The 23,392-nt window shown below is 32.3% G+C and carries 24 protein-coding genes; 10 read left to right on the top strand and 14 right to left on the bottom strand.

Annotated features, from left to right (window positions below):
* Positions 1–56: 56 nt before the first annotated feature.
* From LG45_RS14265 to LG45_RS14240, 6 genes are all read right to left on the bottom strand, one after another.
* Positions 57–1,259 (bottom strand): tetratricopeptide repeat protein, encoded by a 1,203-nt coding sequence (locus tag LG45_RS14265; RefSeq protein WP_035128274.1) that lies wholly within the window; start codon positions 1,257–1,259, stop codon positions 57–59.
* A gap of 147 nt (positions 1,260–1,406) precedes the next feature.
* The gene (locus LG45_RS14260) at positions 1,407–2,084 is read right to left on the bottom strand and encodes a metal-dependent hydrolase (protein ID WP_035128272.1); all 678 of its coding nucleotides are present in this window, start codon (positions 2,082–2,084) and stop codon (positions 1,407–1,409) included.
* Between the two features lie 96 nt (positions 2,085–2,180).
* The gene (gene menA / locus LG45_RS14255; RefSeq protein WP_035128270.1) at positions 2,181–3,131 is read right to left on the bottom strand and encodes a 1,4-dihydroxy-2-naphthoate octaprenyltransferase; all 951 of its coding nucleotides are present in this window, start codon (positions 3,129–3,131) and stop codon (positions 2,181–2,183) included.
* A 47-nt stretch (positions 3,132–3,178) separates the two neighbouring features.
* A complete protein-coding gene (locus LG45_RS14250; RefSeq protein ID WP_035128268.1) occupies positions 3,179–4,681 on the bottom strand; it encodes a PH domain-containing protein in 1,503 nt (500 codons plus the stop codon).
* A complete protein-coding gene (locus tag LG45_RS14245) occupies positions 4,681–5,199 on the bottom strand; it encodes a PH domain-containing protein (protein ID WP_035128266.1) in 519 nt (172 codons plus the stop codon). Before LG45_RS14245 ends, LG45_RS14250 begins: the two co-directional genes overlap by 1 nt.
* A 123-nt stretch (positions 5,200–5,322) precedes the next feature.
* Positions 5,323–6,162, bottom strand: a complete 840-nt coding sequence (locus LG45_RS14240) for a 1,4-dihydroxy-2-naphthoyl-CoA synthase (protein ID WP_035128264.1) — start codon at positions 6,160–6,162, stop codon at positions 5,323–5,325.
* A gap of 107 nt (positions 6,163–6,269) precedes the next feature.
* On the opposite strand from LG45_RS14240, the gene LG45_RS14235 reads away from it, so the two are divergent.
* Positions 6,270–7,379 (top strand): C1 family peptidase, encoded by a 1,110-nt coding sequence (locus tag LG45_RS14235; protein WP_035128263.1) that lies wholly within the window; start codon positions 6,270–6,272, stop codon positions 7,377–7,379.
* 2 nt (positions 7,380–7,381) lie between these two features.
* Positions 7,382–7,807 (top strand): PH domain-containing protein, encoded by a 426-nt coding sequence (locus LG45_RS14230; protein WP_081932088.1) that lies wholly within the window; start codon positions 7,382–7,384, stop codon positions 7,805–7,807.
* 35 nt (positions 7,808–7,842) lie between these two features.
* On the opposite strand, the gene ygiD is transcribed toward LG45_RS14230, so the two are convergent.
* Positions 7,843–8,676 carry a 4,5-DOPA-extradiol-dioxygenase gene (gene ygiD, locus LG45_RS14225; RefSeq protein WP_052087618.1) on the bottom strand — a complete coding sequence of 278 codons (834 nt, stop codon included), beginning with the start codon at positions 8,674–8,676 and terminating at the stop codon, positions 7,843–7,845.
* Between the two features lie 189 nt (positions 8,677–8,865).
* Positions 8,866–9,705 (bottom strand): CvfB family protein, encoded by an 840-nt coding sequence (locus LG45_RS14220; RefSeq protein ID WP_035128259.1) that lies wholly within the window; start codon positions 9,703–9,705, stop codon positions 8,866–8,868.
* Between the two features lie 111 nt (positions 9,706–9,816).
* Between LG45_RS14220 and LG45_RS14215 the strand changes: the two genes are divergently transcribed.
* Positions 9,817–10,242: an SET domain-containing protein-lysine N-methyltransferase gene (locus LG45_RS14215; RefSeq protein WP_035128257.1), complete on the top strand. Its 426-nt coding sequence runs from the start codon at positions 9,817–9,819 to the stop codon at positions 10,240–10,242.
* Here LG45_RS14215 and menD read toward each other — a convergent pair whose 3' ends face one another.
* Positions 10,243–11,898, bottom strand: a complete 1,656-nt coding sequence (gene menD / locus LG45_RS14210; RefSeq protein WP_035128482.1) for a 2-succinyl-5-enolpyruvyl-6-hydroxy-3-cyclohexene-1-carboxylic-acid synthase — start codon at positions 11,896–11,898, stop codon at positions 10,243–10,245.
* A gap of 158 nt (positions 11,899–12,056) precedes the next feature.
* Here menD and LG45_RS14205 point away from each other — a divergent pair, with 158 nt between their 5' ends.
* Positions 12,057–12,551, top strand: a complete 495-nt coding sequence (locus LG45_RS14205; RefSeq protein WP_035128255.1) for a GNAT family N-acetyltransferase — start codon at positions 12,057–12,059, stop codon at positions 12,549–12,551.
* 85 nt (positions 12,552–12,636) lie between these two features.
* Here the strand turns inward: LG45_RS14205 and LG45_RS14200 are convergent, their stop codons facing one another.
* The 3 genes from LG45_RS14200 to LG45_RS14190 form a co-directional block, all read right to left on the bottom strand.
* Entirely contained in the window at positions 12,637–13,221 is a 585-nt protein-coding gene (locus tag LG45_RS14200) for a glutathione peroxidase (RefSeq protein WP_035128254.1), read from the bottom strand.
* A gap of 119 nt (positions 13,222–13,340) precedes the next feature.
* A complete protein-coding gene (locus tag LG45_RS14195; protein WP_035128252.1) occupies positions 13,341–13,931 on the bottom strand; it encodes a globin family protein in 591 nt (196 codons plus the stop codon).
* A gap of 18 nt (positions 13,932–13,949) precedes the next feature.
* Entirely contained in the window at positions 13,950–14,381 is a 432-nt protein-coding gene (locus LG45_RS14190) for a hypothetical protein (protein ID WP_035128250.1), read from the bottom strand.
* A 210-nt stretch (positions 14,382–14,591) separates the two neighbouring features.
* Here LG45_RS14190 and LG45_RS14185 point away from each other — a divergent pair, with 210 nt between their 5' ends.
* Together LG45_RS14185 and LG45_RS14180 are read left to right on the top strand one after the other, a co-directional pair.
* Entirely contained in the window at positions 14,592–15,122 is a 531-nt protein-coding gene (locus LG45_RS14185) for an RNA polymerase sigma factor (RefSeq protein ID WP_035128248.1), read from the top strand.
* Positions 15,122–15,910: an anti-sigma factor gene (locus LG45_RS14180; RefSeq protein WP_035128246.1), complete on the top strand. Its 789-nt coding sequence runs from the start codon at positions 15,122–15,124 to the stop codon at positions 15,908–15,910. The genes LG45_RS14185 and LG45_RS14180 overlap by 1 nt, the downstream gene beginning before the upstream one ends.
* Positions 15,911–15,992: 82 nt before the next feature.
* Here the strand turns inward: LG45_RS14180 and LG45_RS14175 are convergent, their stop codons facing one another.
* The gene (locus LG45_RS14175) at positions 15,993–19,172 is read right to left on the bottom strand and encodes a cytochrome c biogenesis protein CcsA (RefSeq protein ID WP_035128244.1); all 3,180 of its coding nucleotides are present in this window, start codon (positions 19,170–19,172) and stop codon (positions 15,993–15,995) included.
* Between the two features lie 920 nt (positions 19,173–20,092).
* Positions 20,093–20,389 carry a hypothetical protein gene (locus LG45_RS14170; RefSeq protein WP_035128242.1) on the bottom strand — a complete coding sequence of 99 codons (297 nt, stop codon included), beginning with the start codon at positions 20,387–20,389 and terminating at the stop codon, positions 20,093–20,095.
* Positions 20,390–20,526: 137 nt separating this feature from the next.
* Here LG45_RS14170 and LG45_RS14165 point away from each other — a divergent pair, with 137 nt between their 5' ends.
* The 4 genes from LG45_RS14165 to LG45_RS14150 all read left to right on the top strand — a co-directional run bounded on the left by LG45_RS14165 (position 20,527) and on the right by LG45_RS14150 (position 23,390).
* Positions 20,527–21,288 carry a Rossmann-like and DUF2520 domain-containing protein gene (locus tag LG45_RS14165; RefSeq protein WP_035128240.1) on the top strand — a complete coding sequence of 254 codons (762 nt, stop codon included), beginning with the start codon at positions 20,527–20,529 and terminating at the stop codon, positions 21,286–21,288.
* On the top strand, positions 21,272–21,799 hold the full coding sequence (locus LG45_RS14160; RefSeq protein WP_035128238.1) for a KdsC family phosphatase: 528 nt from the start codon (positions 21,272–21,274) through the stop codon (positions 21,797–21,799). The genes LG45_RS14165 and LG45_RS14160 overlap by 17 nt, the downstream gene beginning before the upstream one ends.
* Before the next feature lie 93 nt (positions 21,800–21,892).
* On the top strand, positions 21,893–22,819 hold the full coding sequence (locus tag LG45_RS14155; RefSeq protein WP_052087607.1) for a geranylgeranylglycerol-phosphate geranylgeranyltransferase: 927 nt from the start codon (positions 21,893–21,895) through the stop codon (positions 22,817–22,819).
* Positions 22,812–23,390 carry a Maf-like protein gene (locus tag LG45_RS14150; RefSeq protein WP_035128236.1) on the top strand — a complete coding sequence of 193 codons (579 nt, stop codon included), beginning with the start codon at positions 22,812–22,814 and terminating at the stop codon, positions 23,388–23,390. Before LG45_RS14155 ends, LG45_RS14150 begins: the two co-directional genes overlap by 8 nt.
* The last annotated feature ends 2 nt before the right edge of the window (positions 23,391–23,392 follow it).

Below are 23,392 nucleotides of genomic sequence, written 5' to 3'. Positions count from 1 at the left end.
GAAGTTGTTTTTTGAAGTTGATTTTTGAAGTTGATTTTTGAATTTGACTTTTGAAATTACTCAATAATTCGCAATATCTTTTTAAAATTATCTGTCGGTAAACCAAATTTTTGGAACTCTTTAAAGTCAAGTTTTACTTGTTCTTTCCAAGTATTTCCTGTGAATAAGGTTTGATTTGAATACTTTTCGTGGATGTCTTTTGCTTGTGAAACTCTATCAGTAAATAGATACACGTGTGCCAAATTGAGCTGAAAATTAATCTCTGATGGGTTTTGTTTTAAACCTTGATTGAAGATTTCTTCTGCCTTTGTGTATTGTTTTAAAAGCAAATAATAATTACCTAGAATGGCGTAATCTTTGTAGCTAGCTCTTTTTTTGGTAATCATTTCTGTTGAAATTACATCTATTGCTTCGTTAGTTTTTCCAGAATTAAACAGTTTAAGCGATTTGTTTCTTATTACGTCGTAGTATTTTTCTACTTCACCCGATTTCTTTAGACTTTCCTCTACTGATTGGTCAATTGCTCTGTTTTTTTCTACTGAAATCAATTGTTTGAACTCACTGTATTTATATTTTGCACCAACGTTTTCAATGAAAATAGCGTAGAATTCATCTTTTTTTGAAAGCGATTTTACCACTTCTTGCTTTTGTGCGATGACTAATAATTCTTTTTTAGCTTCTGCATTCCAGCCGCGACTTGATTTTATATCAACCCAAGGAACGATTTCTAAAATTATCTTTTGGTTCATTATCCAATTGTTGCTTTCGAAGGTAAAATAGAGGTTTTCGATATTGCCTAAAAGACACTTGGAACTTGTAGAAAGTAGTTTTGCTTCTTTGTTAATTGGTTTTTTTTGAACGAAACAAGCATTGGTGTTTTTACCTGTCTTAATGTAGTATTCTACATCGGTAACATTTTGATAAATAGCATATTTACACTCGTCATCTCCAGAGATTGTTGAAAGTAAAAAAACAGCTCCAGCCGTTCCCTGACTAATACCTGTTGGATCTGGAATTGATTTTAAAACTGATACCAAACTGCTGGATATTTTTTGATTATCATCAAGCATAGTAATTCGGTAAACTACTTCGGTTGTTCCTTCTGGGAAGTTGGCCGATTTAATGAATTTCTTCTCGCCTGCTTTTAGAATTATGGTTTCGTTTGTGGTTCGGATATTATCCCAATAACCGTCTTTGGACTGCGCGGTTGAACCTATAAAAACGAATAGTGAAAGTATAAAATAAAGTTTTTTTGACATCTTGATTTTGTGTAAGACAATTACTAACTAGCCCTGATTGAAGTGGAAATATCCCGATTTTTCATCGGGAATTGCAACGAAAAGCAGGAAAAAGGATTACAACAATTCGCGTGCCATTCGCTCCAGAAAACTATTTATATTATTAAATTATAACGAGATACTTTGCCCAATATCTAGCAACATAAGGTCTTTTCCTGCGTCGAAAAACTTTTTCTTGGCCTCGTCGTGGTTGATTTCTATGTATCCGAAAGTATCGAAATGTACTCCTAGAATTTTATCACAATCGACAAAATCTGAAGCAATTATGGCATCTTCAACGTCCATAGTGAAATTGTTTCCGATTGAAAGTATTGCCAAATCTAATTTGGTACGCATTGGAATGAGTTTCATGTCCATTGTAAGCGCTGTATCACCAGAAATATAAATGTTTTTGTGTTCGCCTTCTATTACAAATCCGGCTGGATTTCCGCCGTAAGTTCCGTCTGGAAAAGAGCTAGAATGGATTGCGTTTACAACTTTTACGCGACCGAAATCAAATTTCCAGCTTCCTCCGTGGTTCATTGGATGGTAATTAAATCCTTTATTTCCGTAGTAAGTTGCCACTTCGTAAGTAGAAACAATGGTTGCATTGGTGCGTGTTGCAATTGCTTCTACGTCAAGAATATGGTCTTGATGAGCGTGCGTTAGCAAAATATAATCGGCGTTTATAGCATTGATGTCGATATGTGCCGCTTTTGGATTTCCGGTGATGAATGGATCGACTAAAATGTGTTTTCCACTTACTTCGATTCCGATGCAAGCATGACCGTAAAATTTTATTTTCATATGTTTAGATTTTATTTTTTAGAGGTAACATATGGTATCGCCTTTTTATTTATTGATGTTTGCTTGCGCAAACTTTTAGTTAGTGGCGATTTCATATTAGTTTGTGTAATAAATTAGCATATCTGAAAGAAAATAGATCAATGATAATGATAGTAAAACTGATAATAAAAAGGTGCTTAAAGCCAATCGTTTTAACTCTGGATCTAATAATTTAGGTTCTCTATTTTTGTAAACTCTAATTAAATGGGATGATAATGGTAAATAGGCAATTAAGAAAAGATAAATATCAAAATTGAATCCAGGGTTTGGATCACGATATAAATCGAAGAATAATGCGAATACAAGAACTAAAATCATTGCTGAAATGATTAGAAAAAAATGATATTTCTTTGCCCAAGCGCCACCATTTTTTACAACAATTGTATTCTTGTTGGATTTTCTATCCGATTCTTCGTCGCGCATGTTGTTGAGATTTAAAACTCCTACGCTCAAGAAACCAATTGCTGTTGCTGGTAAAAACAGTAGCCAATCTATTTGTTTAGAAAACATAAAGTAGATACCGAAAGTACTTACTAATCCGAAAAATGTAAAGACAAATACGTCGCCTAATCCACGATAACCATAAGGGTTTTTACCAACGGTGTAGCGAATTGCCGATGCAATTGCAAGTATTCCTAAAACAAAAAAGATTATGGAATACAATAAATATTTTCCTTTGAAAGAGAAATAAATCAATAACATTGCTGAAACGAAAGTTAAAAATGCAGTTATAAATATGGCATAACGCATTGCTCCAGGCGTAATTAATCCGCTTTGGATGGCGCGTTTTGGACCAACTCTATCCTCATTGTCTGTGCCTTTCACTCCATCACCATAATCGTTTGCAAAGTTGGAAAGTATTTGCAAACCTAATGTTGTAGAAAGTGCAAAAACTACGATTTTCCAATTGAAAAATCCTTGCGACATAGCGTAAAAACTACCTACCAAAATTCCAGAAATTGATAATGGTAATGTTCTTACTCGTGCAGCTTCAATCCAGTGTCTCATAATTAATATTAAATTTTAGATGGTAGATTTTAGATATTTCTAAAAAATCACATCCAATTACTATTTGATGTTTCTATTTCGTACAGCCAAAGGTTAACGTATTCTTTAATTTTAGCGTAATTTCCTAACTGAAAAGATAAATTTCCTCCAGCAGTATGCAATGTTAACGAACCAATATTAAGGTTTTTATGCCAAAATAATTGCGATGTTGTAATGGCTTGAATTTTTCCTATTTCGATAATTTCATTGTCAATATCCCAAGCGCCACTTTGCTTTATAATATGATTTTTGTTGATGTATAATCGGTAATTTCTAAATCCGAAATAATGAATTATCAAAAAGAATAAGGTATAAAAAACTGCCAAATTTAAAAACTCAAACGCTTCAGCATTTATATATTTACCAAAGATAAAAAATCCTGTTAAAGGTAGTACAATAGTTAGAAAAATCGAAAAAACTAATTTACGAAAATTAGGTTTCATCATTATGCCTTTTTCGGGTAATTGCTTGAAAATGAGTTTCAAAATTTCATCACGTTCATTTTCGTTACAGCCCGGAATCTCAATTAATGATTTTTTTTGTTTGCTTTCGTCACTAATGGCTTGCTTTATTTTGATTTCGAGAACATTCAATTTTTTCTGAAAGAAATTTCTTGAAATGTTTACAATTTGAACTTTCTCTGGCTTTAAAATGGTGCTTTGTGTGTTTATTAATCCGTAAGATAACAATAAAGAACCCTTTTGTTTAGTTATATTGTAGTTGAAATATTTAATTAAAGTTCGACTGATATTAATCACAAAAACAACGCAAAACATCCCCAAAATAAATACTGAAACTAGATAAAAAGCCGAATTGTTTTCCACAAATCCATCGATTGTTCTTTCATCAATTAAATCTTCTTTACCTATGTTTCTTAAATTTTCAAATATAGTAAAGAAAAATGTTAGAATTAAACCAAAACTTCGCACATAATTGGATGTGATTCCAACTTTTAATAAACTTAAAAAATCAATTTTTAAAAATGGATAATCACTTGATTTTACTTCTTCAATTGGAGCTTCATCAGAAGAAATTATCTCTTTTCGAGCTTCATTATTAAGTAATTTTGCTTTTAATGCTAATGCTACAGAATGAGAAATTGCTTTAATATTTCCTTCTTTATTATCGCTTCCAGCTGTATCAACGTTGAGAGCGTAAACCCCAATAATCCTTTGCAGTAAAGATTGCTGAATATTAACTTGCTGAATTCTATTAAGTTGAATTGTTGTTTTGGTTTTATTGATAATTCCTTCATTGACAATAAATTCGTCGTTTTCATCATCAATATAAAAGGTAAAATTGATAAAACTTAAGTAAGCAATTACTGCAATAACAAGCACAATTCCTACTAATCCAAAATAGAGATAAAGTTTACTTAACGATTCCGATTTAAAGAAGTAAATAATAATGATAGGAAAGAAAGCCCTGCCAAATTTTTGCAAGGAATCAACAAACATGACCAAAACTCCGATGGAAGATTGTCGTTGTGGTTTATTGAAATTGGTTTCCATTATAATTGTTTTTGGATTTTACCCATTAGCAATTGCTTGATATTTTCGGCTTCCTCTTTAGCAATACCTGGAATTTCTATATCACTTGCAGATCCACCAGCTGTAAAAATTTCGACTTTGGCTAAACCAAAATATCTAGATAAAAACCCTTCATGTAAAGCAACGTGTTGTACTCTATTATATGGAATTACCATTGTATTTGTTGCTACAAGTCCGCTTCTATAAATTACGTCGTGATTTCTAAAAGCGTAGGCCTTTTTCTTAAATGAAATTCTATACAAAAAAAAGGAAACATTTACAATTACAAGAAAAACTCCAAATACCCAAAACGGACTGAATTCTTGTGAATCTTCAATATTTATCCACAAGAAAATCATTACAATAGCGATTATTGAAAAAATAATAGCATTATTAATCAATAGTACTTTCCAATAATTTTTATGTAAAGCTGTTAATTGAACTTCTTCAAATCGAGGAAGTTGCTTGGTATCTATCGTTTCGTTGGTGAATTCTTCCATGGTAAACTATTAGTTATACATTTTGGTTCCACAAGTTTCAAATTATTATTTGATTCTCTATTGAGATTCCTACGGAATGACAAACTGTGTGTTAAAACTGAAATTTGCTATCTGAAATCTAAATTATGGTAACCACTTTTTATCAAAATTAGGTTTGCGTTTTTCAAGAAAAGCATCTCTTCCTTCTTTAGCTTCATCAGTCATATAAGCTAAACGAGTTGCTTCGCCTGCAAAAACTTGTTGACCAACCATTCCATCGTCGGTTAAATTCATAGCAAATTTTAGCATTTTTATAGATGTTGGCGATTTTGCCAAGATTTCTTGTGCCCATTCGTAAGCTGTATCTTCCAATTCATCGTGAGGAATTACAGCATTCACCATTCCCATTTCGTAAGCTTCTTGAGCCGAATAATTTCGGCCTAAAAAGAAAATTTCTCTAGCTTTTTTCTGACCAACCATTTTAGCTAAATATGCTGATCCATATCCGCCATCAAAACTTGTAACATCAGCATCAGTTTGTTTAAAAATGGCATGTTCTTTACTTGCCAAAGTTAAATCGCAAACTACATGAAGTGAATGTCCACCACCAACGGCCCAACCTGGAACAACACAAATTACTGCTTTTGGCATAAAACGAATTAGTCGTTGAACATCTAAAATATTTAATCTGTGATAACCGTCATCGCCAACGTAACCTTGATGTCCACGTGCTTTTTGATCACCACCAGAACAAAACGAATATACTCCATCTTTAGAACTTGGACCTTCAGCAGAAAGTAAAACGACACCTATAGATGTATCTTCTTGCGCATCGTGAAAAGCTTGTAATAATTCGGCTGTAGTTTTAGGTCGAAATGCATTGCGAACGTCTGGTCTATTGAAAGCAATTCTAGCAACACCATTGCATTTTTTATAAGTTATATCTTCAAATTCTTTTGCGGTTACCCAATTGATTGCACTCATTGAAAACTATTTTTGTTAAAAATGTATTTGAATACTAATTTGTATTAATTTAGCGTAAAAATAAACCAAAAATTAGATAATACCACTATTACCATTCTTATTTCATTATGAAAAAAAATATTTTAAGCATTGCATTATTAGCAATTAGTTTTGGAAGTTTCGCACAAACCTATGAATTTCAAACGGTTAAAGACATTGAAGCCAATCCAGTAATTTCGCAAGACAACACAGGAACTTGTTGGAGTTTTTCAACAACGTCATTTCTTGAGGCAGAAATCATCCGCTTGACGGGAAAAAAAATCGATTTATCTGAAATGTATAACGTTCGAAATACCTATCCAAAAAAAGCTTGGAATTATGTAATGCGTCAAGGAAAAGCGCAATTTGGCGAAGGCGCATTGGCTCACGATGTTATCAATTCTGCCGAAGATTTTGGATTGGTTCCAAATAGTGTTTACTCTGGATTAACTGGAAATAACAATGCTCACAACCATGCCGAACTCACTGCGGTTTTAGAATCAATGTTGAAAACGTATGTGGCAAATCCTGGTAAAAAACTTTCTCCACAATGGAAAGAAGCGGTAAATGCAGTACTTGATGTATATTTAGGTAAAAATGTAACTGACTTTACTTACGAAGGAAAAAAATATACGCCAAAAAGTTTCTTGGAAATGACAAAATTGAAAACGGCAGATTATGTAACCATTTCGTCTTTTACAAATGAGCCGTTTTACAAGACTTTTTTATTAGACATTCCAGATAATTTTTCGAACGGAACTTTTTATAATTTGCCTTTAGACGAATACGTTCAAAACATTGATAATGCATTAGATAATGGATATACAATTGCTTTAGATTGTGATGTTTCTGAAGGAACTTTCTCGGGTAAAAATGGCGTTGCTGTAATTCCAGAAAACGATGCTGATGCCAAATTAATTTTGACAGAAATCAAACCAGAAAAAGTAATTTCGCCAGAATACCGTCAAGCAGAATTTGAAAACTTGACTACAACAGACGATCACTTGATGCACATTGTTGGAAAAGTAAAAGATCAAACGGGTAAAACATATTACAAAGTAAAAAACTCTTGGGGAACTAAATCGGGAAAAGAAGGTTTTGTTTACATGAGTGTTTCGTATATGAAGTTAAAAAGTATTTCGGTTTTATTACATAAAGACGGATTAACTAAAAATACAAAATCTAAATTAGGATTATAAAAATGAAACGATTTCTATCAACAAAAAACACATTTACCGTCCTATTTTTATGGGCAATCGTACTATTTATGGTCGTTGTCTTGTATTTAGGGATTACCGAAAATGAGTTACCATTAATGCCTATTATCATACTTTCATTGGTAATTGCATTTATTGTTTGGGTTTTATTAGACACAAGATATGTTATAAAAACTCATTTTTTATTGTACCGTTCAGGACCATTTAGAGGTAGAATTGACATTGAAAAAATCCAGAAGATAAAACGCCATTCGGGTTTATATGTTCCAGTAACATTGAAGCCAGCGTTAGATACTAAAGGTTTTATAATAACCTATAATAAATTCGATGACTTATTTATTTCTCCTATTAAAAGCGAAGTATTTATTGAAGAAATTAGAAAAATAAATCCGAAGATTGAAGTGATTTAATTGAAAAAGGTAAGTGTAATGCTTACCTTTTTTTATTAGCCAATTTTCAATGAAGTCATTGTCAATGAACCGCCAACTGGTTTATCATTAAAGAAAGTAATTTCATCTTTGTTGTCTTGTAAAGCAATACTATAAATAAGAGGAAAATAATGATCTGGAGTTGGGATGGCGAGTTTTGCCGCTTTATTCAACTTTTCATATTCTATTAATGATTTAAAATCATTGTTGCCAATTTTTTCTTTGAAAATAGAGTTCATTTCAATTGCCCAATCATAGCCATATTCGGGTTCTTTAAGTTTATCCCAAGCAACCATTCTTAAATTATGAACCATATTTCCGCTTCCAATAATTAGAACTCCTTTTTTGCGAAGTGTTGCCAATTGTTTAGCCAAGTCATAATGATATTGAGCAGGCTTATTATAATCGATACTTAATTGCAAGACAGGAATATCAGCATTTGGATACATGTGTCGCACAACTGTCCAAGTCCCGTGATCTAAACCCCAATCGTGGTCTAAACCAACATTTGTAGAAGTTATCAAATTGGATGTGAATTTTGCCAATTCTAGGTCTCCTTTTGCAGGATATTGAACATCGAACAACGCTTGAGGAAAACCACCAAAATCGTGAATTGTTTTTGGATTATTCATTGCAGTAATGTGCGTTCCATTAGTTAACCAATGTGCCGAAATTACTAAAACTGCTTTAGGTTTTGGAATTTCTTTACCAAATTTTGCCCATGTCCTTGAAAACTCGTTGTCTTCAATTCCGTTCATTGGCGAACCGTGACCAATAAATAAAACTGGAAGTTTTTGATCTTCTTCACTTAACTCTTGAGTCCAATTGTAAAAAGGTTGTAATGATGCCATGGCCATTCCTCCTATTAGTGTTTTTATAAAATATTTTCGTTCCAAATTAATAACATTTGTATATACAAATGTACGTAAAATATTTAAACAAAAAAAGGATAAGATAAAATTAACAAAATTGCCACAGATTCACAGATTTAAATAGTTTAAAATCTGTGAATCTGTGGCAAAAAAAATTAAAAAAAAGTATTATTTAACTAGATAAATTCCATCGTCTTTAATTTCGATTAACTTTTCTTTATACAAAAGTCCGATTGCTTTTTTGAATGTCTTCTTACTCATTTTCAAAACCGTTTTAATATCTTCTGGATTAGAATTATCGTTTAATCTGAGGAAACCACGGCTTGCTCTCAATTCGTTCATGATAATTTCTGAATTGGGTTCGATGTTTTCAAATCCTTGTTTGTTGAGTGAAACATCAATTTTTCCGTCGGGACGAACCAATTTAATGTAACCTTTCATTTTATCTCCTGTTCGGATAGAATCGTCGTAAACCTCATCTTTATAAACCAAACCTTTGTGCTTTTGGTTGATGATCACATTGATTCCGATTTCGGTAATATGAGAAATAATTAAATCTACTTCTTCACCTTTTTCAACCGTAATATTTTCATTATCAAGAAACTGATTGGTTTTACTAGAAGCTACTAACCTATTGGTTTTTTCGTCCATATAAAGGTAAACCAAGTAACGTTTTCCTTTTTCCATTGGTCGCGCTTGCTCTTTAAACGGAACTAGAATGTCTTTTTCCATTCCCCAATCCATAAAAGCACCAATTTGATTAATGTAATTCACACGCAAAAGTGCAAATTCATTCAAGAAAATATACGGAACTAAAGTTGTTGCAACTGGACGTTCTTCATGATCTAAATACACAAAAACGGTAATTTCTTCACCAATTTCGAATACTTTTGGAACGTATTTATTGGGCAAAAGAACATCATCTACTTCGTTTCCGTTTCCTAAAAATAATCCCACTTTTGTTTCGCGCAAAATGGTAAGCGTATTGTGTTGACCTATGTTAAGCATTTTCTTGAATTTGTGCAAAGGTACGAAATAGCAATTACGAATTGAGAATTAAGAATTACGAATTGATGGTTTGTGGTGAAATTGATTATATTTGAGTAATTATATATTCAAATGCCCAAAACCGACCAAAATAAAATTCAAGCTCAAGAAGAAGATTATTTATATATAAAAATATCACAGCTTCCTAATTCAGGTAAAGGATTATTTACGGCAATTGACATCTATAAAGAGGAAATAATATCAATTTTTAGAGGAGAAGTTTTATCTGATGCTGAAGCTGAAATTCGAGCAAAAAAGAATGCAAATCAGTATTTTATGAACCTCTTAAACGGTAGTATCTTAGATTGTAGGAATACCGATTGTTTTGCAAAATACGCCAATGATGCCAGTGGTTTTTCAAAATCAGAATTTAAAAATAATGCCAAAATCACTCTCGACGAAAATGAAAATGTGTGTTTAATTGCGATTCGAAAAATAAAATCGGATGAAGAAATTTTCTGTGATTATGGAAAACGATATTGGAAAGAACATAAATAGCTAAACCAATTCTCTAAAATACTGCAACAATATCTTATCGTTTTCTAATGTTGGCGTAAAAACTTCTAGTAAAACTGGCTTCTCATTTTGTGCAAACATCGCTTCTAATCCTTTTTCTAAAGTTGCTTCCTTGCTTGATGTTAAATATTCGAATCCATACATTTTAGCTAAATGTTCGGCTGTTAAACAATGAGAAGTTTCGAAAAAAGTATTAAAAACCGGACTTTCATCATGACCAGGAAGAATTCTAAAAATGCCGCCACCGCCATTATTCATCAAGATAATTTTAAAATTTTTCGGAATATAATTGTTCCATAATCCATTACTATCATATAAAAATCCGATGTCGCCTGCTATTAAAACAGTTGGTTTTTTGGATGCTGATGCTGCACCAATTGCTGTTGAAGTACTTCCGTCAATGCCGCTTGTACCACGATTACAAAATACTTCAATTGTAGAATTTATTGAAATTAATTGTGCGTAGCGAATTGGCGAACTATTACTAATTTGCAATTGACTGTTAGGTTTCAATTTAGGTAAAACTATATCGAACGCTTTTAAATCGGTAAACGGAATTTTACTTAAATATTCTACATGTTTTGTAGAACGTAAACCTTTAATTTTTAATAACTTTTCTTGATAATTGCTTTCAGTTGAAGTTGTTTTCAAGACGAAACTTTCAAAGAATTTATTTGGTGCAACTTCAAAATGCTTTGTCAAACAACCATACGTATCATAAGCTCGCAATTTATCAATGTGCCAATGTTGTGTAGGCTGATATTTTCTTAAAAAAGCTTTAATTCTTTTAGACACAATCATTCCGCCGAATGTCAACAAAATATCGGGTTGAAATTCAAGGAAATCTTGCTCTGTAAAAGGTGTAATTATGGTGTCAATATTGGTTACATAATTAGGATGATGTACATTCGAAGTTACTTCGGTCATAACTACAACTGAAGCATCATTTCCTAAAATATCCAAGTATTTTTGTTCGATTTCATTCGGATTTAATCCTCCAATTAAAACTAATTTCTTTTTGGATGTATTCCAATCATTTGCAAAACTTGAAATATCTTCAATTTGATTATTCACAATTTCTTCTGAAACTATTTTTGGCTTTACCGAAAGTTCTTCAACAGTTTCATACAATGGTTCTTCAAATGGCGCGTTAATGTGCACCGGACCGCATTTGGCGAAAGCCGTATTTATTGCTTCATTAATCAATAAATCATTTTCATCGGATGGAAATTCGTCTAAATTGGCGTTGAATAATGAATGATTTGCAAATACATTTTCTTGACGAATCGTTTGTCCGTCACCAATATCGATTTTACTTTTAGGTCTATCAGCAGAAAGCACAATTAATGGAATCTCACTGTAAAATGCTTCGGCAAATGCTGGATAATAATTCAGCAAAGCTGAACCGGACGTACAAACAACGGCAACTGGTTTGTTGATTTGCTGCGCAATTCCGAGTGCAAAAAATGCTGCACAACGCTCGTCTGCAATACTATAACACGTAAAATTTGGATTGTTAACGAAACCAATTGTAAGTGGTGCGTTTCGTGAACCTGGAGAAATTACGATATGTTGGATTCCTTTAACGCGAAAAATTTCAATGATAGATTGCGCTAAAGGTATTTTTGGGTATTTCATTTGTCTTTGCGAGGCACGAGGCAATCTCATCCTCATTATTTATTACTTTATATAGTACAAAGTTACAAAGTTATTTATTGAGTAGAAATTAAACCACTGAGAAAGTTAAGTTAATTAAGTAATTTCTTTGTGGCTAAAAAAAATACTATTTTTGAACCATGGAAATTAAAATCAGACCTTATCAAGTTGAAGATACACAAGCAATTTTAGAAATAATCAATTATAATATTCTAAATTCTACTGCTTTGTATGATTATGAACCTCGAACTTTAGAAAATCAAATAGCAATTTTTGATGATAAACTAAAGAAAGGTTTTCCAATTATTGTTGCTGTTGAAAATGAAACACTTGTTGGTTTTGGATATTATAGTGAATTTAGATTTAGAGAAGCTTATAAATTTACTGTTGAACATTCGGTTTATGCGCATCCAAATCATATTGGAAAAGGAATTGGCAAAATGATTTTAGAAGAGTTAATTCATTTGGCGAAAGCTCAAAAATTGCATACCATGATTGGAGTAATTGATTCTGAAAATGTAAGCAGTATTGATTTTCACAAAAAATATGGATTTGAAATTGTTGGAAATATCAAAGAATCGGGATATAAATTTGAGCGTTGGTTGCATAGTATTATTATGCAGAAGATGTTGTAGAAGTTGGAAGATAAAAAAAATCAGAAAACAATTTTATATGCTTTCTGATTCTCTATATTCTTTTTTCTTTGTCCTATTCTCTAAATTAACTTTTAATCCAGTCGACAATCTCTGCATCGGTTGGTAAAACTTGAGGTGCAACTACTTTTTCTAATTCACCTTTTTCATTGATTAAGTATTTTTGGAAATTCCATTCTACTTCACTGTCTTTTAATCCGTTTTTAGCTTTTTGTGTTAGAAATTGATATACTGCATTCATATCAGTTCCTTTAACTGAAATTTTTTCCATCATAGGAAATGTTACTCCATAATTGCGTTCGCAGAATTCGGCAATATCTTTATTAGAACCAGGTTCTTGTTGTCCGAAATTATTAGCTGGAAAACCTACAATAACAAAGTTTTGATTTTTGTATTGATTATAAATTGCTTCAAGTTGTTTGTATTGAGGTGTTAATCCGCACTTTGATGCCGTATTAACCACTAGGATTTTCTTTCCTTTTAGCGAAGCAAAATCAAAATCATTTCCTTCTAAATCTTTAACTTTAAACTGATAAATAGTTTGTTTTTCCATTGGTTGTACTGAAGTTACTTGATTACTAACTTTATTTTGTGCCTGATTTTGACAACTATAGAGTGATATTACACTCAATAATAGAAGTATTTTTTTCATAATATTTTTTTTATAAAAGTAAGGAAAAAAAAGAAGCCCAACAATAAATCGTTGGGCTCCAAACAAAAAAACATAAACAAATTATTATTAAAATAAATGTCTAATTTTTAAAAAACGATTTATGGCGCTTGAACAATTGGATCTCTTAGAGATTCTAAAACTGCAACCACATCTGTGATAAGGGCAGTATCTGTAACTCCATTTAAACCAGCTGCAGCTCCAACATATCCAATAAATTTGTCGTAATCTGCATTAGTAGATTTAACTCCCATTCTTGAGTTAATAGCTGGGTCGTGAGCACTTACCATATCTAAACCACTGTAAGTGTTTGTAGAACCTCCACCTGTATTAGCCGAGAAAAAATCAGTTAAATTTTTACTTAAAACCGCTACATTTGTTGTGTTTCCTACTGAAACTTCTCCAACGATTGGTCCAAAATGTTGTCCTAAATTTCCTGGAGCACTAGTAAGAATATCCCCAACAATTAACACAATTGTTGAATCAACTACAGAACGGTAACTTAAACGACCTTGTTCGATCATTTGACCTGGATTTTTAGGATCTGCAACCATTGTTGTTCCGCCTAATCTAGTGTAAAGCGATGGCGGCGTTGGGTTGTCATTATCATCATCATCACTACAAGATGTGGTAGCGAATAATGTTGATCCAATTAGCAAGGCATATAATGCCATTTTTGAAACTTTTTTCATGATTGTAATATTTATAGATTAATTAAAAATACGTTGTATACCTCTTGAAAAATGGTAACTAAAACTTCCTTCCTGGATTACAGGACATACCTTTTTAGATTCCATTCCTTTAGGTAGAGTGAATAATGTTGCTTTGTAATTCCCTTTTTTCATTAGCTCATCATACATTTTTTTTGAATCAGCTATTTTATTGTCATGAAAAAAAACTACGACATTATTTTTGAGATTATAATTGTCATTTATAAAACCCGGAATGCTTTTTAAATTTCTGTGAATCTCTTTAATCTTCATAGAATCTAACGGTTCTTGAAAATCTATTCTACTAATTTGCATTGTAGCGTTATCATACTCTACTGGCTTTGCTGTTGCTATGTGAATAACCAAAACAACAAATAATAAAAATGCTGTTCCAATTATACTTAAAGCAATTATTTTTAACTTTCTTTTCATAATTAATGTGTTTTAATGTTTTTTGTTACCATGATATACGCAGGAAAGTTTTTTATGGTTTTCTTTTTTATCAAAAAAAGTAAGTTGAACAAGTGTTAAATTTTTTTTAGGGTAAAATTTTGAACTTATCTTTAAAAAAAATAATTGGATAAAAAACCAAAGGTTTAAAAATTTCGTAAGTATGGTTCTAAACAAAAAAACAAAAACATTATGTCTCAAGAAGAATTAATTCCGTTAATCCTCAAGAAGGATCAGCGCGGTTTTACTATCATGTATGATATGTATTCCAAAAGTTTATTTTCTGTAATTTCCAATTTGGTTAAAGAAACCGAAGAAGCCGAAGATGTGCTTCAAGAAGTATTTGTAAAAATTTGGAAAAACATTGAAACCTACAATGAAACCAAAGGTAGACTTTATACTTGGATGCTTAATATAGCAAGAAACACAGCCATTGACAAGTTACGTTCTAAAGGATATAACAACAGTCAAAAAAACCTATCATCTGATAATTTCGTACATCTATTGGACGACAGCAACAAGTTAATCAATAGGATCGATACTATTGGAATTCGAGAATTTGTGAATAAATTAAAACCAAAATGTATCCAATTAATAGAATTATTATTCTTTCAAGGATACACACAACAAGAAGCATCAGATGAACTCGAAATTCCGCTTGGCACTGTCAAAACACAGAACAGAAATTGCATTAATGATTTAAGAACTTATTTACAAGTATAATGACAACACAAGAATATATCGAATCAGGAGATTTAGAACTCTATGTTTTTGGTTTATTAGATGAATCCAGAACAAAGGAAATTAGCGAACTAGAACGAAACAGTCCGGCTATAAAAAGTGAAATTACATCAATCGAAAAGGCAATATTGAATCTATCAAGTAGTTTTTCTCCTACAATATCAGCAGATAATTTTGAGAAAATTAAAGCCAAACTCGAAATGAAACACGGAAAAGTTATTGATATGAAATCCAAATCAAATTGGTCTCAATATCTTGGATGGGCAGCATCTATTGCTCTATTATTAGGAGTTGGATATCAATATAACGAATTGAATGACAGCACAACAAAAATCAATTCTATCGAAACTGAGAAGTCAAATTTACAGAAATCGGTAGTAGAATTAGAATTGAAAAATAAAGAAACGGTAACAGCTTTAAGCGTAATTAGAGATGATAAAAATACCGTTGTAGCTCTTGCTGGTCAAGCAGTAGCACCAACATCATTTGCTAAAATTTATTGGAACAAAGACAAGCAAACGGTTTATGTAGATGCAACTGGTTTACCAGAACCACCAGAAGGAAAAGTGTATCAAATATGGTCTTTAAAATTGAGCCCAACATTAACCCCAACAAGCATCGGTTTATTGGATAACTTTAAAGGCAACAACGAAAAACTATTTGCTGTAAGCGGAACAAGCGATGCCGAAGCATTTGGAATTACTCTTGAACCAGCAGGCGGAAGTAAATCGCCAACAATGGAACAATTGTACACTTTAGGAAAAGTATAATATTTTTAAACCCCAATAATGCCAAAAAAGGTTCAACTTAATTGTTGAACCTTTTTCGTTTATATTAATTTATGCTTTCGAACTACTTTTTAGCAGCCAATTGTTTATTTCTTATAAAAGCTGCAGTAGCCAAAATGGTTAGAAAAACTAACGAATAATAGAACTCAACTGGTGTAACAACTTTATCTCCGCTAGCATACGAATGCAATCCTGTTAAGTAGAAATTCACTCCAAAATAGGTCATCATGATTGAATAAAAAGCGGCAACACTCATCAAATTATAAATCCAAACACCACGTAAAGCTGGCACAAATCGTGCATGAATTACAAAAGCATAAATCATAATACTAATTAATGCCCAAGTTTCTTTTGGATCCCATCCCCAATACCTTCCCCAAGATTCGTTTGCCCATTGTCCACCAAGAAAGTTTCCAATAGTAAGCATAACCAAACCTATGGTAAGTGCCATTTCGTTGATGTAAGTGATTTCTTTAATGTTCAAATCCATTTTGGCTTTGTTCTTTTCTGTTCTGAATAACATCAAAATTAAAGCTACCAATCCTAAAACCATTGCTAATGTAAGCGGACCATAACTTCCTACAATTACCGCAACGTGAATCATTAACCAATACGAATTTAATACCGGTTGTAAATTGGCAATAGCTGGATCCATCCAATTCCAATGTGCAATCATTAATATCATAGATGCTACAAATGTTCCTGAAGCAACAGTCAATTTAGATTTTCTATCGAAAGCTAGTGTAAAAAACATTGTTGCCCAAGCAACATAAATCATACTTTCGTAAGCATCACTCCAAGGTGCGTGACCAGAAATATACCATCGCGCAGCTAATCCTAAAGTGTGAAGAACGAATAAAAATCCAATGAAAATATGAAAACTATTGATGATGTATCGAATGGATTTCTTTTCGAAAAAGATATTTATAATGGTAAACATTAACATCATCAAACCACTCAACATGTATAAATAATATAGATTTTTAAAAATATCATATTTGTTATACAAAACTTCCGAATCGATTTTATCGTCTGATGGACGAACTTTTGCACCCATTTTCTTCTGATAATTTTCCATACCAACCAAAAATGTATTTGCCATGGTGTAATTATCGGTTTGAGACGATTTCATCAATTCATCCAAATAAATAGGAAGTGCATTTTTAATAGTATCCAACGAAGTTCCTGTAGCATGATTTATTTCTAAATAGGAAGCCCATTTATTATTTGGATCATTTGGAACTGGGAAAATCTTCAAAATTTGTCCGCTTAATGCTTTATTCAATAAACTTACTTTTTTGTCGGTCTCTACAAAGTCTTTTTCAAAATTATTTTGAACTTGCGATTTACTCGCTTCTTCTAAATAAGGTGATAATTTATAATTTCCTTTAGAGTCAAAAAACGATTTCAGTGAAGCATATTTTTGTCCTTTTTCAATTCCGATAATTTTGCGGATACTATCGTTTCCAACATTAATATAAACCAGCGGAACTTCATACCAAGCAATAGGAAATTGTGTCATCGATACAAAAACCTGATCAGAATTCATGTCTTTATAAGTATCACTTTTACTTACTTTACGAAGTAATTCTGATGAAAAGGTATTGATTGGTTTCATTCGTCCGCCGTCATCTTGAATGACTAATCTACCAAATTGCGAAGCATGTTTTTCTGAAACTTTGTATTTCAAAATAGAATCAATGTAATTGAATTTTACATTCTGAACTGGAGCTTGCGCTTGATGATTGTGCCCATCGTGATTGTGACCGTCATGCTCATCGTGATTTTGAGAAAAACCAGCTAATGAAAATAATAAAACAATTGCAGTAATCAGTTTTGATTTCTTTTCTTTAATCACTTCAAGTTTGCGTTTCAAATCGGCAAAACGAGAATATTTTGTAAACAAAATTGCCATCATAGCAAAGTATAACAAAAAGTATCCGATATAAGTAATCAAAGTTCCCCAAAAATCGTGGTTTACAGATAGTACCGTTCCTTTTTCGTCTGGATCAAAATTGGCTTGGAAAAATCTAAATCCTTTATGGTCTAAAATATTATTCATGAAAATTCGGTAATCAAATTTTTCTTTTCCGTCAATTACGGTCACTTTACTTTCAAACGCTGAGTATCTTTTTTCGGTTCCGGCATAACGTTCGGCAACGAAATCATTTAGTTTTATATTGAAAGGTAATGTGTAAATTTTACTTCCGTAGAACATGGTGAATTCTAGTTTTCCAAGTTTAAAACTTTGCGGAACACCTTGTTTTCCTTTAGCTCCAACAAGCGTTACTTCTTTTTCTTGTCCGCCCGATTTTACTGTTATAACCAAAGCATCATCGCCTTTTTTATTTTTATAATCGCCACTCGATTTAAATTGTTCTTCACCTTTTATAGGTTGATCTGGAAAAACAAATTGCGCGCCACCTAAATTATACAGCGAACGAAACATCACTGGTTGCGGTACATTTTGTTGTACTTTTCCTTGCATTTTGTCAATCATTCGCATAAAATTCCCATCAAATGGTGCGTCAATTGTAGAAACTCCATCTTTTATTGTAATGTTAATCGCTCCTTTAGTGTAAGCGTTCAATGCAAATAATACGTTGTGAATATTTTGAACTTCGCCTTCTTTCAAGTAATGTTCGTGGCGTTCGCCTCCACCCGATTCTACCATTTTAAGACGGTATTTTCCTTTCGGATTTTCCTTCACCACTTCTTTGGCATCCATAATGAAGTCTTTGTATTCTACTTCAAATTTTTCTTCCGAGAATTTTTCCTTGAACGAAAACGAATTATTAGTAGCTTGAGAAAGTAATAATGGTTTTTCAAAAGGCAAACGTCTCATCTCGCCTTCATGCATACCATCAACAAAAAAAGTAAGGTAATTTCTATCCGAATATACTTGGTTAGCCGATTCACCTTCGCGAATTGGCATCATACCTTCGTAGCTTATGTAACGCGTAATTCCAGCACCAATAAGGATAAAAATGAACGATAAATGTAATAAAAGTGTTGCCCATTTTTCTTTTTTAAGCAACTGATAACGACTAATATTTCCCAAGAAATTTATTAAAAAGAAGATGTGAATTGCTTCAAACCACCATGAGTTGTAGATAATAATTCGAGCCGTATCAGTATTGTAATCGTTTTCGATAAAAGTTCCTACAGCCATTGCAACAGCATAAGCAAGGAACAAAATAGCCATTAAACGAGTGGAGAAAAGAATAGATTTAATTTTATCCATGATATAATTTGGAATGATTTTTTTAAAAGTGGTACAAAAGTAATTTAAAATTGTGGATTTCTTAATTATTTTAAGTCGCTTTTAAGGGATTTTTAAGACACGTTGATTCCAGTTGTTTTTTAGAAGCAAGTTCCTGCTCTACACTACAAGTCCTCAGTAAAACAACAATTTTTCTACACTATAAAAAGAGCTTCCGTTGGTCGCTTTTTTACAGTAAGAAAAATAAGTTGTTTTACTTCCGGGCTTTTCGTTGCTATCAGGGCTAGACTTTACGTACTAAACAACTATAATTTTAGTAAAGACTTTGTACTTTCTAAAAAATGCTGCACAATTTAGAGAAAATTGCGCTTGGTTAACTCAATTTGTAGGCATTAATAAGATGCTCGTACTACCTGCTGAGCAAACCTTTCATTAATTTCCAGTATAAATAGTATCGTGTAATAGGTCACTAAGTAGTACAAAAAAGTAAAAATTGTTATTTAACAACCTAAAATTGTCATTTAGCAACCCATAATTGTTATTTAACAACCTAAAATTGCTATATGACAACCCTAAATTGTTATTTATCAACCCATAATTGCTATCTGACAACTCAAAATTGTTATCTGACAATCTAAAATTGTTATATGACAACCTAAAATTGCTATTTGACAACCTAAAATTGTTATATGAAAACCAAAATTGCTTTGAGGTACTTTCAGACAACAATTTCGTAAGAAAAAGCATAAAAAAACCTACAACATTTGATGTTGTAGGTTGGATGATTGTATTTCTTTGTCCACGGATTGCAAATCTGCGCTGTAGATGAATAAACAACTACAATTTAAATTTTTGAAGACTTTCACATTATTAAATAAAAAATCCGCAAAGTCAGGAGACATTTGCGGAGTTTTTCATAAGAACTCTTTGCGGAGCTAGGTTTATTGTTTAAGAAGTATTATTTCTTCTGAAAGAGGATAACTTATTGGTGATGAAGCAGGCGATCCTGCTGGACGATACCCTATAGAATGTAAAATAAATATTTTTATAGCTTCTTGACCATTAATCATTCTTTTAAAAATAAAAAGTCTATCTACAGAGCCACTTACTGGATCCTCAATGGTGCCATAAATCCATTTTTCATTTGGAGCACAATCGGTCCAGCCATAAGTATTTCCAGTTTTTACAACTCTTCCATAGATTTTGTGCCACGTGTCCCCGATAGCGCGGATTTGCAATCCGTGCCCACAATCATCTTAAAAACAAATCTAACAAAAAACTACAACCAATCCAATATTCCACTTTACGATTCCATAAAAACACAAAACTTTATTTTTACTACTGCTGTAAAATATATTTTCAATATTTTTACCAAATGATTTCAATAACCATTATCGGCTCGGGCAATGTGGCGCAACACTTGATAAATGCAATTTCTAAATGTGATACTTTAGAGTTGGTTCAAGTATTTGCTAGAAATAAAGATTCGGTGGCACATTTGGCAGCGCAAGAAAAAATTATATCGGATGCATCCCAATTTAAAGACGCCGATTTGTACATTATTTCGGTTGCAGATGACGCCATTCCATCAGTTGCTGCAATGCTTCCGTTTCAAAATAAATTGGTGGCTCATACTTCTGGAAGTGTTGCCATGGCTGATTTATCTAACGAAAACAGAAAAGCCGTTTTTTATCCGTTGCAAACATTGTCTAAAAATAAAGACATCAATTTTAAAGAAGTTCCATTGTGCTTGGAAGCCGAAAATGAATCTGATTTAGAACTACTAAAAAAAGTGGCTAATGCTATTTCAGATAAGGTTTTTGAAATCAATTCGGAGCAACGAAAATCATTACACGTTTCTGCAGTTTTTGTGAGTAATTTTGTCAATCATTTGTATCACATTGGAAACGAAATTTGTAACGAACACAACGTTCCGTTTGACATTTTGAAACCATTAATTATAGAAACGGCTCATAAAATAGAAACGCTTTCGCCACAAGACGCGCAGACTGGTCCGGCGAAACGAAAAGATACTACAACAATCAACAAACATTTAGCACTTCTGTCTGACGAAAATCAGAAAGAAATCTACAAATTACTAACCAAATCGATTATTGATAATGGCAAAAAGTTATAAAGAACTAATGAACGACATCACCACTTTTATTCTAGATGTTGATGGCGTTTTAACCGACGGAACGGTGCATGTGAGTCCAACTGGAGAAATGCTTCGTGAAATGCACATTCGCGATGGTTTTGCCATGAAAGCCGCATTAGAAAGTGGTTACAACGTGTGCATTATTTCGGGCGGAAGCAATGAAGGTGTTCGCATTAGATTGAGAAATTTAGGAATCCACGACATTCATTTGGCAAGTCCAAATAAAGTAGAAACATTTAAAGAATACATCGAATTGTACAACATCAAACCCGAGAATGTTTTATACATGGGCGACGATATTCCAGATTTTCATGTGATGCAATTGGTAGGTTTGCCAACATGTCCGCAAGATTCAGTTCCCGAGATTAAAGCAATTTCTAAATACATTTCGCATAAAAACGGAGGAAAAGGCGCCGTTCGCGATGTAATTGAACAAGTGATGAAAGTACAAGGAAAATGGCATGTTTACTATAACGGACAACACGATTAGTTTTTAAACAGTAGATTTCACACACAGTTTGTCATTCCGAAGGAATCGCATCCAATTTTAAAAAAAATACATCCATATTCAGAAATAAAAAACATGACTTTTCTAAAACTAATACGATACCAAAACCTACTTCTACTTGCCTTAATGCAACTTATTTTTAGATTTGGATATTTAGAACTTATCAACATTCCATTATCTTTATTTTATTGGCAATACGCATTATTAATTGCTGCTACGGTTTTAATTGCCGCTGGCGGATATGTAATCAACGATATTTTTGACCAAGAAACCGATCTAGAAAATAATACCAATAAAACTATAATTGGAAATTCAATATCCGAATCTAAAGCCTATATTATTTATGCATCGCTAACAATTACTGGAGTTCTGTGCGGATTTATTTTGGCTAATTCGGTTGACCGTTCGAATTTTGCTGTAATTTTTGTTCTAATAGCAACCTTGCTTTATTTTTATGCAAGTACTTTAAAACAAATTGCCGTAGTTGGAAACATAATTGTTGCAACTTTACTAGCATTTAGCGTGATTATCATAGGAATTTTTGACATTGTTCCGAATACTTTCGACTTCAATCAGAAGCAAATGATGTTGGCTTTTTCGATACTTTTTGATTATGCTAAATTTGCTTTTATCATCAATCTAGTACGTGAAATCATCAAAGATATTGAAGACATAAAAGGCGATACTTTACAGGAAATGAAAACATTGCCAATTATTATTGGCGTTCCAAAAACTAATAAAGTAGCATTTGTTTTATTGCTTTTACCCGTTTTATATTTATTCTATTATGTAAAAAGTAATCTGTTTGACAGTAATTTATTTTACGCAGTATTTTATATGATTGCCTTAGTCATTGCACCAATGGTTATTTGTTTGATTAAAATTTGGAATGCCAAAGAAAAAAATGATTATACCAAAATTAGTTCATTCTTAAAATGGATTATTTTCTTCGGAATTCTATCTATTGCTGTCATTACATTAAATATTAAATTCAATGGATAAGAAGTATAAAATAGTTCTCGCATCAGGCTCACCAAGACGTCAACAGTTTTTTAAAGACTTTGATTTGGAGTTTGAAGTTCGATTAAAAGAAGTCGATGAAATTTATCCAAATCATTTAAAAGCCGAGGAAATCACAAATTTTTTAGCCGAATTAAAAGCAAAAGCATTTGATGGTGAACTTGCTCAAAATGAAGTTCTTATAACCAGCGATACATTGGTTTGGCTAAACGGAAAAGCCTTAGGGAAACCAAAAGATTACGATGATGCTTTTGCAATTTTAAAATCATTATCGAACGACACGCACGAGGTAATTACGTCGGTTTGTTTTACTACGACAGAAAAATCGGAAACTATATTTGATGTTACAAAAGTGACCTTTTCAGAATTATCTGATGATGCAATTCGTTATTATTTAGACAATTACAAACCATTTGACAAAGCTGGCGCATACGGAATTCAGGAATGGATTGGATTAATTGGTATTACAAAAATTGAAGGTTCTTATACAAATGTAGTTGGACTTCCTACCGAAAAAGTTTATAATTATTTAACAAATTTGTTATCAAATTAGTT

The sequence above is a fragment of the Flavobacterium aquatile LMG 4008 = ATCC 11947 genome, assembly GCF_000757385.1.
Taxonomy (GTDB): domain Bacteria; phylum Bacteroidota; class Bacteroidia; order Flavobacteriales; family Flavobacteriaceae; genus Flavobacterium; species Flavobacterium aquatile.
Note: the sequence above shows the minus strand (reverse complement) of the source record. Positions and strands in the feature narration are given on the sequence as shown.

What these genes read in the sequence shown, in the direction of transcription:
- LG45_RS14265 (WP_035128274.1), bottom strand. Translation starts at nt 1,259, where the DNA reads ATGTCAAAAAAACTTTATTTTATACTTTCACTATTCGTTTTTATAGGT.
- LG45_RS14260 (WP_035128272.1), bottom strand. Translation starts at nt 2,084, where the DNA reads ATGAAAATAAAATTTTACGGTCATGCTTGCATCGGAATCGAAGTAAGT.
- menA (WP_035128270.1), bottom strand. Translation starts at nt 3,131, where the DNA reads ATGAGACACTGGATTGAAGCTGCACGAGTAAGAACATTACCATTATCA.
- LG45_RS14250 (WP_035128268.1), bottom strand. Translation starts at nt 4,681, where the DNA reads ATGGAAACCAATTTCAATAAACCACAACGACAATCTTCCATCGGAGTT.
- LG45_RS14245 (WP_035128266.1), bottom strand. Translation starts at nt 5,199, where the DNA reads ATGGAAGAATTCACCAACGAAACGATAGATACCAAGCAACTTCCTCGA.
- LG45_RS14240 (WP_035128264.1), bottom strand. Translation starts at nt 6,162, where the DNA reads ATGAGTGCAATCAATTGGGTAACCGCAAAAGAATTTGAAGATATAACT.
- LG45_RS14235 (WP_035128263.1), top strand. Translation starts at nt 6,270, where the DNA reads ATGAAAAAAAATATTTTAAGCATTGCATTATTAGCAATTAGTTTTGGA.
- LG45_RS14230 (WP_081932088.1), top strand. Translation starts at nt 7,382, where the DNA reads ATGAAACGATTTCTATCAACAAAAAACACATTTACCGTCCTATTTTTA.
- ygiD (WP_052087618.1), bottom strand. Translation starts at nt 8,676, where the DNA reads ATGGCATCATTACAACCTTTTTACAATTGGACTCAAGAGTTAAGTGAA.
- LG45_RS14220 (WP_035128259.1), bottom strand. Translation starts at nt 9,705, where the DNA reads ATGCTTAACATAGGTCAACACAATACGCTTACCATTTTGCGCGAAACA.
- LG45_RS14215 (WP_035128257.1), top strand. Translation starts at nt 9,817, where the DNA reads ATGCCCAAAACCGACCAAAATAAAATTCAAGCTCAAGAAGAAGATTAT.
- menD (WP_035128482.1), bottom strand. Translation starts at nt 11,898, where the DNA reads ATGAAATACCCAAAAATACCTTTAGCGCAATCTATCATTGAAATTTTT.
- LG45_RS14205 (WP_035128255.1), top strand. Translation starts at nt 12,057, where the DNA reads ATGGAAATTAAAATCAGACCTTATCAAGTTGAAGATACACAAGCAATT.
- LG45_RS14200 (WP_035128254.1), bottom strand. Translation starts at nt 13,221, where the DNA reads ATGAAAAAAATACTTCTATTATTGAGTGTAATATCACTCTATAGTTGT.
- LG45_RS14195 (WP_035128252.1), bottom strand. Translation starts at nt 13,931, where the DNA reads ATGAAAAAAGTTTCAAAAATGGCATTATATGCCTTGCTAATTGGATCA.
- LG45_RS14190 (WP_035128250.1), bottom strand. Translation starts at nt 14,381, where the DNA reads ATGAAAAGAAAGTTAAAAATAATTGCTTTAAGTATAATTGGAACAGCA.
- LG45_RS14185 (WP_035128248.1), top strand. Translation starts at nt 14,592, where the DNA reads ATGTCTCAAGAAGAATTAATTCCGTTAATCCTCAAGAAGGATCAGCGC.
- LG45_RS14180 (WP_035128246.1), top strand. Translation starts at nt 15,122, where the DNA reads ATGACAACACAAGAATATATCGAATCAGGAGATTTAGAACTCTATGTT.
- LG45_RS14175 (WP_035128244.1), bottom strand. Translation starts at nt 19,172, where the DNA reads ATGGATAAAATTAAATCTATTCTTTTCTCCACTCGTTTAATGGCTATT.
- LG45_RS14165 (WP_035128240.1), top strand. Translation starts at nt 20,527, where the DNA reads ATGATTTCAATAACCATTATCGGCTCGGGCAATGTGGCGCAACACTTG.
- LG45_RS14160 (WP_035128238.1), top strand. Translation starts at nt 21,272, where the DNA reads ATGGCAAAAAGTTATAAAGAACTAATGAACGACATCACCACTTTTATT.
- LG45_RS14155 (WP_052087607.1), top strand. Translation starts at nt 21,893, where the DNA reads ATGACTTTTCTAAAACTAATACGATACCAAAACCTACTTCTACTTGCC.
- LG45_RS14150 (WP_035128236.1), top strand. Translation starts at nt 22,812, where the DNA reads ATGGATAAGAAGTATAAAATAGTTCTCGCATCAGGCTCACCAAGACGT.